Annotated in this window: 18 protein-coding genes and 1 tRNA gene; 14 read left to right on the top strand and 5 right to left on the bottom strand. The window is 46.5% G+C overall.

Going from position 1 to position 15,599, the window contains the following annotated elements; translation table 11 throughout:
* Window positions 1-14: 14 nt before the first annotated feature.
* Genes soxC through CMM32_11125 form a run of 3 tightly spaced genes read left to right on the top strand, consistent with a single transcriptional unit; the run spans window position 15 to window position 2,796 of the window.
* The gene (gene soxC, locus CMM32_11135) at window positions 15-1,361 is read left to right on the top strand and encodes a sulfite dehydrogenase (protein ID MBT07448.1); all 1,347 of its coding nucleotides are present in this window, start codon (window positions 15-17) and stop codon (window positions 1,359-1,361) included.
* Entirely contained in the window at window positions 1,348-1,902 is a 555-nt protein-coding gene (locus CMM32_11130; protein ID MBT07447.1) for a cytochrome C biogenesis protein CcdA, read from the top strand. The genes soxC and CMM32_11130 overlap by 14 nt, the downstream gene beginning before the upstream one ends.
* Window positions 1,903-1,953: 51 nt before the next feature.
* On the top strand, window positions 1,954-2,796 hold the full coding sequence (locus CMM32_11125) for a hypothetical protein (GenBank protein ID MBT07446.1): 843 nt from the start codon (window positions 1,954-1,956) through the stop codon (window positions 2,794-2,796).
* A 5-nt stretch (window positions 2,797-2,801) separates the two neighbouring features.
* Here the strand turns inward: CMM32_11125 and CMM32_11120 are convergent, their stop codons facing one another.
* The 3 genes from CMM32_11120 to CMM32_11110 form a co-directional block, all read right to left on the bottom strand.
* A complete protein-coding gene (locus CMM32_11120; protein ID MBT07445.1) occupies window positions 2,802-3,797 on the bottom strand; it encodes a fructose-bisphosphate aldolase class I in 996 nt (331 codons plus the stop codon).
* Window positions 3,798-3,851: 54 nt separating this feature from the next.
* Window positions 3,852-4,373: a 4-carboxymuconolactone decarboxylase gene (locus CMM32_11115; GenBank protein MBT07444.1), complete on the bottom strand. Its 522-nt coding sequence runs from the start codon at window positions 4,371-4,373 to the stop codon at window positions 3,852-3,854.
* Between the two features lie 74 nt (window positions 4,374-4,447).
* On the bottom strand, window positions 4,448-5,278 hold the full coding sequence (locus CMM32_11110) for a proline hydroxylase (protein ID MBT07443.1): 831 nt from the start codon (window positions 5,276-5,278) through the stop codon (window positions 4,448-4,450).
* A 52-nt stretch (window positions 5,279-5,330) separates the two neighbouring features.
* On the opposite strand from CMM32_11110, the gene CMM32_11105 reads away from it, so the two are divergent.
* The 7 genes from CMM32_11105 to CMM32_11075 all read left to right on the top strand — a co-directional run bounded on the left by CMM32_11105 (window position 5,331) and on the right by CMM32_11075 (window position 8,673).
* Entirely contained in the window at window positions 5,331-6,128 is a 798-nt protein-coding gene (locus CMM32_11105; GenBank protein ID MBT07442.1) for a 3-oxoacyl-ACP reductase, read from the top strand.
* 60 nt (window positions 6,129-6,188) lie between these two features.
* Window positions 6,189-6,264: transfer RNA gene (locus CMM32_11100), tRNA-Phe, on the top strand.
* Between the two features lie 38 nt (window positions 6,265-6,302).
* A complete protein-coding gene (locus CMM32_11095) occupies window positions 6,303-6,518 on the top strand; it encodes a hypothetical protein (protein MBT07441.1) in 216 nt (71 codons plus the stop codon).
* 101 nt (window positions 6,519-6,619) lie between these two features.
* Window positions 6,620-6,802: a hypothetical protein gene (locus tag CMM32_11090; protein MBT07440.1), complete on the top strand. Its 183-nt coding sequence runs from the start codon at window positions 6,620-6,622 to the stop codon at window positions 6,800-6,802.
* 11 nt (window positions 6,803-6,813) lie between these two features.
* Entirely contained in the window at window positions 6,814-7,326 is a 513-nt protein-coding gene (locus CMM32_11085; protein ID MBT07439.1) for a hypothetical protein, read from the top strand.
* A 289-nt stretch (window positions 7,327-7,615) separates the two neighbouring features.
* Window positions 7,616-7,831 carry a hypothetical protein gene (locus tag CMM32_11080; protein MBT07438.1) on the top strand — a complete coding sequence of 72 codons (216 nt, stop codon included), beginning with the start codon at window positions 7,616-7,618 and terminating at the stop codon, window positions 7,829-7,831.
* A 14-nt stretch (window positions 7,832-7,845) separates the two neighbouring features.
* Window positions 7,846-8,673 carry a hypothetical protein gene (locus CMM32_11075; GenBank protein MBT07437.1) on the top strand — a complete coding sequence of 276 codons (828 nt, stop codon included), beginning with the start codon at window positions 7,846-7,848 and terminating at the stop codon, window positions 8,671-8,673.
* Between the two features lie 120 nt (window positions 8,674-8,793).
* On the opposite strand, the gene CMM32_11070 is transcribed toward CMM32_11075, so the two are convergent.
* On the bottom strand, window positions 8,794-9,726 hold the full coding sequence (locus CMM32_11070; GenBank protein MBT07436.1) for a gluconolaconase: 933 nt from the start codon (window positions 9,724-9,726) through the stop codon (window positions 8,794-8,796).
* A 125-nt stretch (window positions 9,727-9,851) separates the two neighbouring features.
* Here CMM32_11070 and CMM32_11065 point away from each other — a divergent pair, with 125 nt between their 5' ends.
* Window positions 9,852-10,478 (top strand): hypothetical protein, encoded by a 627-nt coding sequence (locus tag CMM32_11065; GenBank protein MBT07435.1) that lies wholly within the window; start codon window positions 9,852-9,854, stop codon window positions 10,476-10,478.
* Window positions 10,479-10,684: 206 nt separating this feature from the next.
* A complete protein-coding gene (locus CMM32_11060) occupies window positions 10,685-12,265 on the top strand; it encodes a hypothetical protein (protein ID MBT07434.1) in 1,581 nt (526 codons plus the stop codon).
* A gap of 64 nt (window positions 12,266-12,329) precedes the next feature.
* On the opposite strand, the gene CMM32_11055 is transcribed toward CMM32_11060, so the two are convergent.
* On the bottom strand, window positions 12,330-13,784 hold the full coding sequence (locus CMM32_11055) for a D-aminoacylase (GenBank protein ID MBT07433.1): 1,455 nt from the start codon (window positions 13,782-13,784) through the stop codon (window positions 12,330-12,332).
* Between the two features lie 149 nt (window positions 13,785-13,933).
* Here CMM32_11055 and CMM32_11050 point away from each other — a divergent pair, with 149 nt between their 5' ends.
* Window positions 13,934-14,743, top strand: coding sequence for a hypothetical protein (locus CMM32_11050; GenBank protein ID MBT07432.1), 810 nt, complete (start codon window positions 13,934-13,936; stop codon window positions 14,741-14,743).
* Between the two features lie 104 nt (window positions 14,744-14,847).
* Window positions 14,848-15,558: a 7-cyano-7-deazaguanine synthase QueC gene (queC, locus tag CMM32_11045; protein ID MBT07431.1), complete on the top strand. Its 711-nt coding sequence runs from the start codon at window positions 14,848-14,850 to the stop codon at window positions 15,556-15,558.
* Window positions 15,559-15,599 lie beyond the last annotated feature (41 nt).

The following is a 15,599-nucleotide window of genomic DNA, read 5'->3' as shown; positions in this document are numbered from 1 at the left end:
CAGGCAAAGATCTGATGAGAACTGAGTTAGAGGCTGATTTGGCAGCTAAGAATGGCTTGTTGGATCGTCGTTTATTTGTGCAAGGTGGGTTGTTAGCAGGATCAATTGCTGTTTTTGCGAAGGCGGGAAGGGCGGATGATACTTCGACGGAGGAGGCTATAAATTATGAGGCTCCCGTATTTGATTCACAATCGGGCGCCCAATCTATCGGAGCCTTTTTACCGGATTCTATGAAGATCCCCGGCGCGAGTTTCAGGGGCTATGGGAAGCCGGCAGGGGCTGAAAGTTCTGTCCAGCGAAAAATCTTGCAGCCCTACGGAGACCTTGCGCCAGGTGCCGGGGTGGCTATGACACCGTTGCAGTCACTAGAAGGTACTATTACCCCCAATGGGTTACATTTTGAGCGTAGCCATAATGGGCGCCCCACGATTAACCCAGATGAGCACGAATTTCTTATTCACGGGCTGGTTCAGCGTTCGCTCAAGTTTTCGATGGCTAGCCTTAGTCGCTATCCAATGATTTCAAGAAACTATTTTATAGAGTGCGCGGGAAATAGTTTCTTTAACAGTAATTTGTTTCCCGAGGCCACCCAAGTTTCGGTAGGTATGATTCACGGACTCGTGTCGGGTGCTGAGTGGACTGGCATTCCCTTAAACCTTTTATTGGATGAGGCGGGACTACTTCCAGAGGGGAAATGGATATTGGCGGAGGGAGCAGATTCAGCTGGGATGAGCCGCAGCATTCCTCTGCGAAAGGCAATGGATGATGCCATAATAGCGATTTACCAAAATGGAGAAATGTTGAGGCCTGAACAGGGCTATCCAATGAGGTTGTTGCTTCCTGGTTTTGAGGGAAATATGTCGGTCAAATGGCTAAGGCGAATCAAGGTGACCAGCGGCCCCACCTACACTAAGGATGAGACATCTAAATATTCTGATTTAATGCCTGATGGTGTGGCTCGTCAGTTCACTTACACGATGGGCGTTAAGTCTACCATTACTAGGCCAGCGGGTGGTCTAGTAATGGATGGTCCAGGGTTTTACGAGATATCCGGCTTAGCATGGTCTGGAAGCGGTAAAATAGTAAAAGTTGAAGTTTCTGCGGATGGAGGGGCAACTTGGGCTGTTGCGGCCCTGGATGGGGAGCCTTTATCAATGGCGCTGACGCGTTTTCGCCTTCCATGGAAGTGGGATGGCTTGCCAACATTATTGCAAAGCCGTGCTACTGATGAGGCAGGTAATACGCAACTTCGAAGAGATGTATGGTCTGCACAGTATGCGGAAGGCCAGCTTTATCATTGTAATGCTATTCAAACCTGGAGCATTGCTCGAAACGGAGAGGTAACTAATGTTTTTATATAAGACGTTTCGGGTGCTTGTATTCTTTGCAGGGTTTGCATTCTCAGGTTTTGCATTAGGGGGAGAATTACAGGGGCCCAAACTGGGGGTTTCAGTTGAACCTGGGGCGCTTTCTGGCTGGGATATAAGCATTGGTCCAGAGGGGAGCGGTTTACCCAATGGTGAAGGCGATTCTCGGTTGGGGTTCACAGTTTTCACGGATCGATGCCTGCACTGCCATGGGCAAAGAGGGGCTGGGGGTTTGGGATTGGCTGACCCTCTTGTTGGAGGAATTGGATCTCTTGCCACCGATGAGCCGTTGAAAACTGTGGGGAGTTACTGGCCTTACGCGACGACTATTTTTGACTATATACGGAGAGCTATGCCCTATGACGCACCGGCTTCTCTGAGTAATTCGGAGGTATATGCGGTTACAGCTTATATTTTGGCTCAGAATGGTATTATTGGCGAGGTAGATGTAATGAATGCTGTTACTTTGCCTATGGTAAGAATGCCGAACCGTGACGGCTTTGTGATGTTTTGGCCAGAAGAAGACCGGAAGTGATGTTGTGGGAGCTACCAAGTGCGTGGTTAAAGTGTATTGAGGGAGAAGGGCATGTTGGACAGTATCGGTACAATATTTAAGAACATAAGCGGTAGTAAAAGCATGGCAGATAGAGTTATCCCGGTTCTATTGCTATGTGTAGTGGCTATGTGCGCTTTAGCTAGTAAGGTTGGCTGGGCAGATGATGATGGCATCCCGGATCTTGCGCATCCACTAGTTGCCGAGTCGCCGACACCAGATACCGAGTTTCGGTTCGAATACATAGTAACAGAGACAAGCAGTGCTGATGAGCTGGAAATTAATCCAGAGGGCGAGTTTGCTATCATGCCTGGGGTTAGCATTGAAGTTGACATACCTTACAAGTTCCGTGATCCATCAGATGGAAGTGGTTCTCAAGATAACCTGGACGTAGCCGAAATTGCTTTGAAGCTCGCTAGAGGGGTAAGTACTACTTCGTTGTTAGGTGGAGGGCTAGAGTTGGAGTTGCCGACTGGGGATGATGGGAAGGATATAGGTAGTAACAATGAAATAATTGTAAAACCATTTTTAGATGGTGGCTTTATCGATGGGCCCTTCGAATACATTGGGTTTTTCGGATTAGAGTTTCCCTTCAATGAAGATGCCCTAACAGAGGCGGAAAAGGATCTTGGTTTGGAATATAACCTTGCAATGGCTTATTGGCTTCAACCTCGATTGAGGGGTATTTTTGAGTTAGATGGTGAGCTGGTTGTCATTGGCGATGATAACGAAAGTGTGATCAACGCCTCTTGGGGGTTCATTGGTTCACCAATAAAAGGAGTTCCTTTGGAGGTGGGAATTGGGATGAGTGCACCTATTACTAGGGATAGAGATTTTGATCAAAAGATTATAATCTCTTTATTATATCAGTTTTAAGCAGTTCACTTAAACTTGCCGAGACATGCTTCCCCGTTAGCCTTTGCGCGCATCATGAAAGCCTCTTTTCCTTTGTCAATATTGCTTCCTGCCCATGCCTTTAGTGGAGCCGCTTGGAGAGCGCGGCCATAAGAAAATGATAACTTCCAGGGGAGGTCATTGGTATTTGCATTCATCGAATTGAGGTGCAACGTTGCTACGTCGTCCGATTGTCCCCCTGATAAGAAGACGATTCCTGGTACAGCGGCTGGAACAGAACGTTTTAGGCAGGCCACCGTTCTCTGTGCAACTTCCTCTACGTTGGCTTGCTGTGGGCATTCGGAGCCCGAGATTACCATGTTAGGCTTTAGTAGAGTTCCTTCTAAAACAACACGTTGTCGGTGAAGCTCATGGTATAAAGCTTTGAGAGTATTTTCCGTTATTGATTCACATTGATCGATATCATGTGTTCCATCCATTAAAACCTCTGGTTCAACGATTGGTACTAAACCTGTCTCCTGACACAACGCCGCGTAACGAGCTAAAGCGTGGACATTTGTTGCTAAACATAAATCAGAAGGAGTGTTGGATCCAATTTTTATCACGGCTCGCCACTTAGCAAACTTAGCACCCAATGACACATACTCTTGGCAGCGTTCTCTTAGTCCGTCCAGTCCTTCCGTGACTGTTTCCGAAGAAGTATTTGCGAGAGCCTTGGCCCCCTTATCCACTTTGATTCCAGGGATCATTCCCGCTTCGTTTAATACTTCCACCATCGGTACACCGTTTGGCGATTGTTGGCGGATAGTTTCATCAAATAGGATTACGCCACTGATATACTTATTCACGCCTTCAGTAGTGAAAAGCATATTTCTGTAATTTTTCCGATTCTCCTCTGTTGACTCAACCCCAATGCTATCGAAGCGTTTTTTTATAGTAGGGCTACTCTCATCTGCAGCTAGAATGCCCTTTCCCGGAGAGACTATTGCCGAAGCTATATCGTTCAGGCTGTCAATGTTCATACTATGCTCCTGTATAAGTGGGGTTTCTCAAATATCTGCTTTTGTACTAGTGACTTACGGGTCAAGCGGAGGGGGCTCGGAATTTGGTAATGGAATTTGGTACACATTCAAGGTCATGGATACAAGGGTGTAATAGCCCAATAGGCCTACTAGGTCAGTAACTCCAGTACGGCCAATATGGCGAATCGCTTCATCAAAAGTTACATCATCAACTGAGTGGCTCTCTTGCAGTTCTATGGAAAAGTTGTATATGGCTTTTTCGTCCTCATTAACAAAGTGTGGCGGCTCTCGTTGTTCTATAGAATCTATCACGTCCTCAGATAGCCCTGCCGCTATTGCAAATTTTTTATGGGCATACCATTCAAATTGGGCAGTCCATTTTCGTGCTACCGTGAGAATTGCTAATTCCGCTAGGCGTTTTTCCATTTTAGCTTCAAAACGTAAATATTCACCAAGTTTTTGGGCGCGGTCTGCAAGGTCTGGGCTTTGTAGCCAGGCCAGAAACGGGCCATGGGCAGAAGGTCCCCGCGGGCCCGAGCGAATATCCTCCAAAATGGCCTGCTGTCGCTCGTTCATTTGGTCATCAGTGAGTGGTGATAGTCGTTCCATATTTAAGGTCCACGAAATTACTAAATATCTAGGGGTTAATTTTATGCATAGGTTTTTGTTGAGTTTGTTATAGTGCTTAAGCAATCGTCCGATAGAGCTGAGAGTGGTGAGAAATCAGTGTCCGCATAATAATATGGACGAGTAGGTTTCCGTATAAAATTATCTGTCCGATTACATGTTAGGTAAACTATATTTCTTGGCCAAGGTGAAATATTCGGAGACGAAGTGTGCGCGAGACAAGAATGGAAAAATAAGGCTGAGCCGGCCTTGCCTTTTGGTGCAACAATCCCGTTTTCTGATATAAGCTGGGAGACTAAGTCGCTTCCCATCGTATATAGAGGGGTAATTCCCGGAAGGGCCTCTGCTTGTGAGCTCAGTTTCCCCTGGCGATGGGAGCCGGGAATGAACGTGATTGGACCATTAAACTCCGTTACGTCGTCAAGAAATACTGCAAAATTCATAGCTAGTGGCTTAGGCATTCCATCATGGGCGCTCCAAGATGCAAAATCTTGATGCCACGGAAAGGTTAGTTGGCCAAAAGGTTCTTTCGTTACTATTTTGTATTGGTGACAGTAAACTTCTCCTCCAAGAATTTTCTGTGCAGGGTTGAGTAGACGTGGGTGCCGTAACATGGTGGCAAAAATCTCACTGTATTTGTGTATGGCGAGAGCTAACCTAGCTTCATTGGTATCAGCATCCCGTTCGATTTCATCTCTATCAAGGGAGAAGATCCGAGGCAAATCGGACCGTAATGTTTCGATTTCGTCTTCAGTAAAAAGATCGGGAATGAACAAATATCCATCCTGTTCAAAACTCTTTATCTGAGTTGGACTCCATTCCATTTTCTTGTTTCTCCATAATTGATCGTCCATGTTATGTTTAAGTAACGGGAAGCTCAAGAGTTTGTGATAATTGGAGGTTCATTTGCCGGGCAGATTGGAAGGAAGAGTTGTGGTAGTTACTGGGGCGGGTTCGATTGGGCCTGGATGGGGCAACGGCAAAGCTGCTGCTGTATTATTTGCTAGGGAGGGTGCTAAAGTTATCGCATCCGATATTCGTAAGGAGGCGGCTGAGGAGACCCGGGATCTAATTGTGAAAGAGGGTGGTGAGTGCATTGCCCTTAAGGTGGATGTAACGGTTGGGAAGGCGGTGCAGAACCTAGTAGAGACTGCGGTTCAAAAGTATGGTCGTATCGATGTCCTTCATAATAATGTGGGAATCATTGGTAGGCTTGGCGGTCCCACTGAACTGGAGGAAAAGGACTGGGATCATGTCTTTGCAGTAAATACCAAGAGTATGTATCTCACGACCAAGGAGGTATTGCCGGTAATGATTGGTTTGGGCAGGGGTGCAATAATAAATGTCTCAAGTATAGCCGCCATTCGATACACTGGTATCCCGTATGTCGCGTATGGCGCTAGTAAGGCGGCTATTGTGCAACTGACCCAGAGCATAGCAGTAGAGCACGCGAGGCAGGGGATACGATGCAATGCGATACTACCGGGTCTTATGGATACTCCCATGATCAGGGCGGATTTACCAAGCCATTATGGTGATTCCCAAAAAATGTTAGAAAAACGGCATCAGATGTGTCCGAGTGGGCGTATGGGTGATGCATGGGATGTGGCGTATGGGGCGCTATTTTTAGCGTCTGACGAAGCTAAATATATTAATGGAATTCAGTTGGTTATTGATGGCGGTTTAACCGCCCAAATTGGGTAGTGTTGGTTATGTCTACCTAGACAGCGCTTTAACCATTGATTATAAGGCTTGATCGGAGTTGCCCAGGTAGCTCAGTTGGTAGAGCAGCGGACTGAAAATCCGCGTGTCGGGTGTTCAATTCACCCCCTGGGCACCATTTTTCCGATAAATAACAGTTACTTACGAGATGTCCAAATGGGGCAGGGTAAAAGTTTGACACTTTTTATAGAAAAGTTTGACACTTTTAGTCCCGTTTTGTGCTTTCCAACTTGTGAATCGCAGAACGGGCAAGACGATCCTGAAGGGTTGTATATGGCGAAGTTTTTTGGAAACACTTATTTGTGGTTTGCACTAATTTGTTTCTTGATAGGGATAATGGGTTGGGCCTGGAGGTGGATACTCGGGTTGTAGAGCAAATCGGCCACCTGCCCAATAGTTCGGGTTGAATTTCTTTTCCCAAAGAGGTCTGAACATTTTTCCTTGGCTGGGATTCGGGGTTTAGATGGCATTAGATGTTTATGGAACCTGAGAGGGGCCAACAACAGAACTGGAAACCCCTTCATTTGGGAATTTATTTTGTGAGAATCTTGGGGTTGCTAATTTCTCTTCTGGACATTTCTTGGATCCATAGATTAAGTTGGGAGAAGTTGCTTGAGGATTGTTTCCTGAGGCATAGCCTCTGTTTGCAGTTTTGAAAAGGTGGCAAATGATAAACAAGGGAATTCTCACTGCGCTTGCCCTACTCTTGTTATTGGGAGGCCTTGGGGCGGAGGCGCAGGAGCGTTTTGCGTTAAGGGGCAAGGCAATTGTATGCGTCGATGGGGAGGAGAACCTCGATAATATTCCGGCGGTTTCTTCGGGCCAAGCAGTTCGGGGGGTGTTGTTCAAGTTCCATGATGAGGCCCTCGAGGTTTACATCGGTGGGCCCGGAGGTTTCAAACAATCTAGCGTGTTACCGGAGTACAAAGAAACAGGACGGCATTATATATGGCTTGAGAATGCCTATGTGCCAATCGAGGAGCGGACTGGAGTAGCGGAGTCCCCAGCTACAATACGGCGGCACACCCTTAATAGGTTTGCTTGGACGAGCACTTATGCGTTGCGAGCGGCGGACGGGGTGTCATGGGTTAACTCAGGACCAAAGCTACGTTGTGAAGCGTTGAGCCACATGGAAGCGGATCGGAGAGTTCAAGATATTAGGAAACAGCTAGGTCAGTAGTAGTGGAAGAAGTAGTCAGGAACCCTTCTTCCGGGGAAATTGTTCAAAACATATAGGTTCGGAAACGGCTATTAGTTTCTAAGTGGCGGAAAAGGGTGGTTACAACCCGTACAAATAGAGCTATATATTGCCATAGCTTTTGTTGAAGGTGGCCAGTTTGGCTGGCATATTCCAACTCGGAAAATCGGCAATTGAGGTGAGGAAACAGGAGTTAATCATGCTACGATTGAATTACAGTAACATTGATTTTCTGCTATACTCACTGAGCAGTGTAAAAAGTGGAAGATAAATAGTGAAAGTTGATCAAAGAAGACCGCTAACCGAACATGATACCGAGGAGCAAACGCTGGGTTGCCGGCACTCCAATCCTAACACCTGTCGTAACAATTCTACGAGGAAAAAGTGCGCCTTTGTTAGAGATGATAACATTTGTTTGTTACCTCCACGTTCTTGGAAAAAGCTCCTCAAGGAATTACAAGAATCTGAACAGGAAGCGGGGGTTTAGTAGGTGTGAGCGGAATGTCAGAGAGAATGGGTTCTCGCGGAAGAGATAGGATCGTAGCTAAAGTACGGTACGTTGACCCAGTATGGAAAGAGCGGGGAGAGGCTCCTCGGATAGGATCTCGAGAGAGCCGCAGGGCCGCTACCTCCTTTCATGATGTTGAGATTACTGATGTGAGAAATCGTGTGGCCTCAGGTGGGGCTAATTTGGATAAATCGGGTTTCACGATGGATGGCAATGTAAGTATGGTAAAGAACTTTAGGGATAATGAAGAAGTCTCTAGGGTTTACCATGACGAGATGAAGAATCTCATTTGTCGTGTGACTGGTGCACAGTCTGCGTATGTACTGAATCATTTAGTGCGGACTGAAACTCCTGTAGATTTTAATGATGGGTACGCTCGGTTTGTGCACTGTGACTACAATGTAAGAACGCTTGGTAAATTAGCAGCGGATGTGCTCGGTCGGTATGGAGTGGAGATACAGAAAAATTGGAAGTTTGCTTTTTTTAACACCTGGCAGCCGTTTGATAATCTTGTCGAAAATAATCCATTGGCATTTATAGACTGGGAGTCTTTACCCGAGGAAGACGTCATTGATTATTATTACACTGGAAGGAGTGAAGAAGGGAGTTTGGTGGCTGCGCCAGTATATAGTGCTTCTCACCAGTTTTGTTATTTTGCTAATATGTCAACTGATGAGGTGTTGATTATGAAGCAGCTCGATTCGCGACCAGACCGATCAGTGTATTGTCCGCATACCTCCTTTGACTACCCAGAAAACGTGGGAGGACCACTTCCTCGTAGAAGTATCGAGACTAGGTTGGTAGCTGTTTTCGAGAATTAAAAAACGAGGTTCCGGTGAGCGCCAGTCAAATAACAACAAGCGCCTTCAAAAAGTGCAAGTTGTGAGTTTCAGGGGTCAATGAATAGACGCTTCAACCCGAATAAAATGGGGCCGACGGGCTCAAGTATTTAAGAAATTTAAAGGAAGGCCTGCGCGTGGCCAATTAACCTTGGCTAATAGTCCGTGCCATGAAAGTGTTATGAAGGCCGTCTCTAATTTAGGTCCACCAAAGCAGATATTGGTGGTAAATGGGTCATTGGTTGGGACGAATTCCTCTGTCCCTCCGTTGGAGTTTGCTACCGTTATTCCGCCTGTAACAAGAGTAGCCACACATATGTTTCCGTTAGCTTCGAGTGCCAGGGAATCAAATCGTCTCAGTCCTCCATCACAAGTTATTAGTTTTCCTCCATTTAATGATCCAGGAAAAGGCAATTTTTCAACTTTGCCGTCTGTTATTATGGGGAATCCATACAATCTCGCCCCCTCTGTTTCCGCGACGAATAAGGTTTTTTCGTCTGGTGAGAGGCCAATGCCATTTGGTGTGGTGATGGGCTGGATAACCTCCCTGATCTCAGATCCGTCTGGGCGGGCCCAATACACTGCTCCATGATCCCTATCCCGTAACCTGGTTTTGCCAAGATCTGTGAACCACATGTTCCCTTTTCTATCAAAGACTAGATCATTCGGGCCGTTGAGTTTGTGGTCACCACACTTTTCGTACAAACGTTCTATTTTGCCAGTCGCCAGGTCAACCCGCTCTATACGGCCCGTAACGTAGTCTTTAGATTGGCTTAAGGGTCTCAATGTTCCAGTTTTCGGGTCGTTGTCCCAGTCGAAACCTCCATTGTTGCAGATATAACAAGCGCCGTCGGGGCCTATCGCGGCTCCATTGGGGCCTCCTCCGGTTTCGCAAATGACTTCTGTTTCCCCACTGGCAAGAACGCGAGTAAGTGTACCCCGGGCTATTTCAACTAAAATTATCGACCCATCCGGCATGGCGATAGGGCCCTCTGGAAATTTGAGGTCTTCGCATATTGTCTGAAATGGGGCCATTATAGGTTCCCTAATTGCTGATGGTACTCCCACTAAATAATTGGAGCTTTGCTTACGTAGTTTAACGGGTATGATTTAGGTATGCTAGAAGGGAGTGCGGTAAAAGGGAGATAGAGTGGACCCTAATGATCTGGTTTACTTGGCAGATTTCAGGTTCTGGTTATAGATGTGTGGATGGAGTGCTATACGCGAATAGTGCTACCAAAGCCCAGGCTCTGGCCTGTTTACGGGAAGAATTTGCGGAGTCGATTTGCTTAGAGTTCGCGAATCTTGATTGTACGCCTGAACAGGTGTTGGAGTTTGCAGGGCGGTTCGGACTACTCAAAGATCCGTCGGACCAGGCGGAATCTATCGCTACCTGGGAGCAAGAAGTGACCTCCATCCGAGCTGTTTTGTCGATTTCCGCTTCAGGGGATGCTGAGCATGCTACCACAAAGTATGCCGAAGGTTGGTCGCGTCAATCGGGAGTGGAGGCATCTTATTCGCCAAACGCGTATAAGTCTGGACTCGAATTTAGATGTGTGCCAAGAGACTTTTCATCGTGGCTATGGCTTCAGGTGGGCCAAACTCTACGAGATAGGAAAGTAGGTCGATGCAAGCAGTGTAATGTGTTGTTTTTCAAGGGGGGTGGCAAAGGGAGGCGACGGGCTCAAAGCAGAAGTACAAAGCAATTTTGTACGATCGAGTGCAAAGTGACTTTCAACAATTCTCTGTCGAAGGAGAGACGTCAGTCGATATCCCCTGTATCATGATTGACGGGGTTACTTATTTACGGCAGTTTGTCCTATCCTGGAGGCCTGCATTGCTTGGGATAGTGCAGTTTGCATGGTCTATGGTTCTTTCCCGCAATATGTTGGGAGGCCTTGGTGTGGTGAGGTACATGAAGTCATCGAGGGTCTTCGTTCATAAAGTTTCGTGAATTCCAAATGTTGATACTGCCTCTTATGGCGCGATCTGTATGGTCGTTTCTAAAGGATACCCTGTTTTGATAGACGAGAAGAAAGGAGATGCCGCGGACCGCGTGGAACTCAAACGGTTGGTTGCTTTTGTAGGAATGGCAATGGGCATGTTTCTCGCTGTTCTTAACATTCAAATTGTGGGAAGTTCTTTTGACGAGATAAAAGGTGGTTTGGCGGCGGGCCCTGAAGAGGTAAGTTGGGTGCTGACATCGGCTCTCATAGCAGAAGTTATAATGATTCCAATGGCGGGATGGCTATCTAGGTTGATGTCGACACGATGGTTGTTCACAATCTGCACCCTAGCTTTTGGTGCTGCGAGCATTGGATGCGCTCAGGCAACTAGTATTGAGGAAATGATAGTGTTCCGGTCGTTACAAGGCCTAATGGGAGGGGGGTTAGCACCTATGATTTTTGCAGCGATCTATGCCTCTTATCCCAAGCACTATCAGAACTACCTCCTCGCAATTGTCTCCTTGCTTGGCACAAGTGCCATGGCTTTGGGCCCAAGTTTGGGTGGATGGATAAGTGAAGAAGCTTCTTGGCCGTGGCTCTTTTATTTTAGTGTGCCATTCGCTCTTATTTCCGCTGCCTTAGTTTTTTTCTGTGTGGATCTAGATGAACCAAATTGGTCAATTTTTAAAGATGTAGATTTGCTGGGTATCGCCCTCATGGCTACTTGTTTTATTTCTCTCCTTGTAGTTTTGGAGGAAGGTAGAAGGCAGGATTGGTTTCGTTCCGAGATGGTTATTTTGCTTTCCATAATGTCATTGATAGCCGGAATTTTATTTGTGTGGCGAGAGCTTGCCTGCAAAAACCCACTGATTGATTTGCGAGTATTTGGGAATATTAATTTTTCTTTTGGATCTTTTTATTTAGCTGTGTTTGGGGCAGGAATGTTTGTTCCCTTGTATTTGTTGCCATTATTTCTATCTAGAATTCTCGGTCTAAATACCTGGCAAATTGGTTCAATGCTGGTTGTGTTGGGGCTAACAATGATGGTGTGTACATTTTTTATGCCGTGGATAATGCGCACCTTTAGCTTGCGAAACGTGGCGATAGTTGGATTCAGTTTGATGGCTCTTGGGACTTGGTATCAGGCGCAACTTAACTTTGATACTGGATTTTTTGAACTCTTGTGGCCCCAGGTCCTGAGAGGAATCGCTACGCAAATGTGCTTTTTATCTATGGTCGGACTGGCTGTTGGTTCGTTACCGGAGCGGCAGGTAAAGGCGGGTACGGCCTTGTTTCAATTGAGCATGCGGCTAGGTGGGGCGATATGCGTGGCTATAGCTAACAATTATTTGTTCGTTCGCACCAGGCATCACTACCAGGTGATGCGTGAGTCGATAGTTGCGGGTGATCCTACAACGCAGGAGACCTTAGGGGTCCTCGAGTCTGCAGGATCTGCGATTTTAGGGGAGTCCCCATCGGCGACAATTGCATCTATCCAACGGTATGCACTTTTAGGTGAAAGAGAAGCTATGATATTGGCATTCAATGAAATAACAACCGTAGTGGCTATTTGCTTAGCCTTGAGTCTCATATTTTTGCCGCTAGTAAAAAAGGTCGGACGTGAATGAGGGGTGAAGTTTCCTGAGGCGCGGGAGGTTGATGTGTCGAGCGTAGTAATGGGTAAATACTATTTTAGGAATCACCTCGTCGAACGACTTTGCCAGGTCGAGAGCCCGTAGATTTCTTGTTCTCCCAGGTAGTGCGGCCATTAACCATGACTAGTTCAATGCCATCGGCTTTTTCCGTTGGTTTTTCAAAAGTAGCCTGATCTATAATTGTATTTGAATTAAAAAGTACTAGGTCTGCATAATTGCCTACGGCAATTTGTCCACGTCCCGACAAACCAAACTCTGTTGCTGGCAAGGACGTCATTCGTCTTACAGATTCTTCGAGTGTCAGCAATTGAGTATTTCGAGAGTAGTGCCCAAGAACTCGCGGAAAAGTTCCCCACAAGCGAGGATGTGGGTGGGCATCATGTGGCAATCCATCTGACCCAATCATTGCAGCTGGATGCGAGATTATTCGGCGTACGTCATCTTCGTCCATCATAAAATATATAGCACCAGCAGGCGATAAGGCCTTAATCGCCTCTTTCGGTGGGCAGTCAAGAATTTTAGCTATGGCTGATAAATCACGACCCGCGAGGTCAGGCCTTTTCTTAGACCAGGTCACTATTATCTTAGAGGCAGAGTCTAGCCCTTTTACACCTAGTATGGTTGAGCTTGCCACATAAGGGTAGACGTCGAAAGTTAAGGGTTGACGTTTCCGTGCGCTATCAATCATGGCAAGGGTTTCTTTTGATCTTCCGAAGTTTGCCTTCCCTCCTACTTTATGATGGGAAATGACAATAGGAACTTCTGCCTCGAGTCCTATTTGGAATGTTTCTTCTAAAGAATCTTTGATAAAATTCCCCTCGTTCCGCATATGGGTTGTGTGAACGCTTTTCACTGAGCGAAGGCTTTTCGCAAGGCTAATCACTTCCTCTGTGGAGGCATGCGAGGCGGGCTGATAGGCAAGGCCCGTGCTAAAGCCTATAGCTCCCGCGTCAAGAGATTTTTCCAACTTTTGCTTCATCATATTGGTTTCATTATTAGAAGCTGGGCGTTGAAGGTCTTGCATAGAGTCGATCCGAAGGGTCGAGTGTCCAACCAGGGCTGCAGTGTTTACGGCCGGTGGCTCAAGATCTAGGGCTTCTAGATAGTGAGAAAATTTTGCGAATAACTGGCTGGGTTCGGTTGCTATTAGATCAAGTGGAGGGGGTATTTCTTGCCCGCTTAATGGTGCTAAGCTGATCCCGCAGTTGCCAGTGACTACAGTGGTGACACCCTGGCTCACTTTAAAGTCTAGTGTAGGAGTGGATAAGAGAGCCCGATCGTCATGGGTGTGGACATCGATGAATCCGGGAGAGAGTACAAGATTCTTTCCATTTCTTTCCATGCCCGACGTAGTTTCACTCAAATCGCCAATGCCAACTATCCTGTCATCAGTAACGGCTACATCCCCAATAAAGCCGGGGCCGCCGCTACCATCCACAATAAAGGCTGAGCGTATAACAAAATCCGCAATTTTTGGTTGGTGATACCCCATTTATATTGGTGCAGAACCTTATTTCAATGATTTGGCCAATTTTTAACCAAGTTCATAATATCTTTATCATTCCTGTATATATCGACAAGAGATGTTTGCAAGTATGTTAGGTTTGAACTTGTTTATCTAAATACCGTAGGTCAAGTGAGATGATATTCAAAGTTTTCCATAATATGGCTTGTTTGGTCGGAATTTTGGTTGGATTGCAGTTAATTCCCTCTAGAGCGGTCGCTGACCTAAATGAAGCTGAGTTAGCCTATGATAGTGGGGATTACGAATTGGCGTATTCAATTTGGCTGCCTTTGGCGCTTACCGGAAACCCTACAGCGCAATATAACTTGGCTACCCTTTACCGTTTTGGTCAGGGCATTGAATCTAGCGCTATCACTGCAATGGAGTGGTATCGGAGGGCTGCTAGCCAGGGGCATGTGTTATCACAGGTCAACTTGGGTAGGCTTTATTTGAGTGGTTTGGGGTTAGCCGGCAACCCGTCTACGGCATTATCTTGGTTTCAATTGGCTGCTGACCGAGGGAACCCTTTTGGAAAATATTATCTAGGTATGCAATACCTTAAAGGTTTAGGGGTAGTGGCTGATCTCGTTTTAGCGAGAGACTTGCTTCTTGGTGCGGCGAACCAAGGTGTCCGGGAGGCGGTCTATGAAATGGCGCAGATTTACCGTGATGGGATTGGCGTTGATAGTAATGAACTTGAAGCGGTCAAGTGGTTTCGGATTGGAGCAAAGGCGGGGCATCCAAGGTCTCAAAAAATAGTCGGGTCGCTATACGAACAAGGGGTGGTGGTAGAATCCGATATGGCGAGAGCCTATTTTTGGTACGCTCTTGCTTCCGCCAATGGCGATCCTGAGGCAGTTAAAGGTCGGTCGCGGGTGATGTCACTGCTTAGCCCAGCGGAACTTAATCATCTTAATGAGGTTGTTGATCAATGGCATGAGAGATGAAATATGGTCCTATCCGGTGACTCGATATCAGGTATTTGGGGGTAACATCAAAACATTATCCTGTGATATTTTCCATGAGCTTGTTTAATCAAGAGAATGATCCAATGACTTTAAATAACAAAAAAGCCCTCGTTCTGTTTTCCGGAGGTCAAGACAGCGCAGTTTGTCTTGCTTGGGCCCTGAGCAAGTACGAGCAAGTTGAAACGATATCTTTTGACTATGGGCAACGTCACGTTGTCGAACTTGAATGTCGGACGAGAATTCTTGAGTTAATCCGAACACAATTCCCATTGTGGGGCGAACGTCTTAACAAAAACCATCTTATAGAGATTCCTGCTTTGTCTCAAATTAGCTCATCGGCTCTAACGGGAGATCAGGAGATCACCATTAGCCCGGATGGTTTGCCAACTACTTTTGTTCCGGGACGGAATATTATTTTTCTTAGTCTAGCAGCTGCAATTGCGTATCAGAGGGAGACTAGATATGTCATTGGTGGAATGTGTGAAACGGATTTCGCGGGTTACCCGGATTGCCGTGACGATAGTGTTAAGGCTATGCAGGTTGCCTTAAATCTGGGAATGGATGCGAGGTTAGTAATAGAGACCCCGTTGATGTGGCTTGACAAGGCTGAGACCTGGGGATTGGCCTGTGAACTAGGCGGAGACCCTCTGATACAATTGATTCTTGAGGAGACTCACACGTGTTATTTGGGGGAGAGGTCTAGCCGGTACTCCTGGGGCTACGGATGTGGCGAGTGCCCGGCATGTGTGTTACGTATGCAGGGTTATAAGAGATTTATGAATGGGTGCCTCTAAAAACTAGCTCTTTAGGAGACTAGCAAGAGGCCACAAGTGGT

The organism is Rhodospirillaceae bacterium (assembly GCA_002728255.1).
Lineage (GTDB): Bacteria > Pseudomonadota > Alphaproteobacteria > UBA7887 > UBA7887.
Note: the sequence above shows the minus strand (reverse complement) of the source record. Positions and strands in the feature narration are given on the sequence as shown.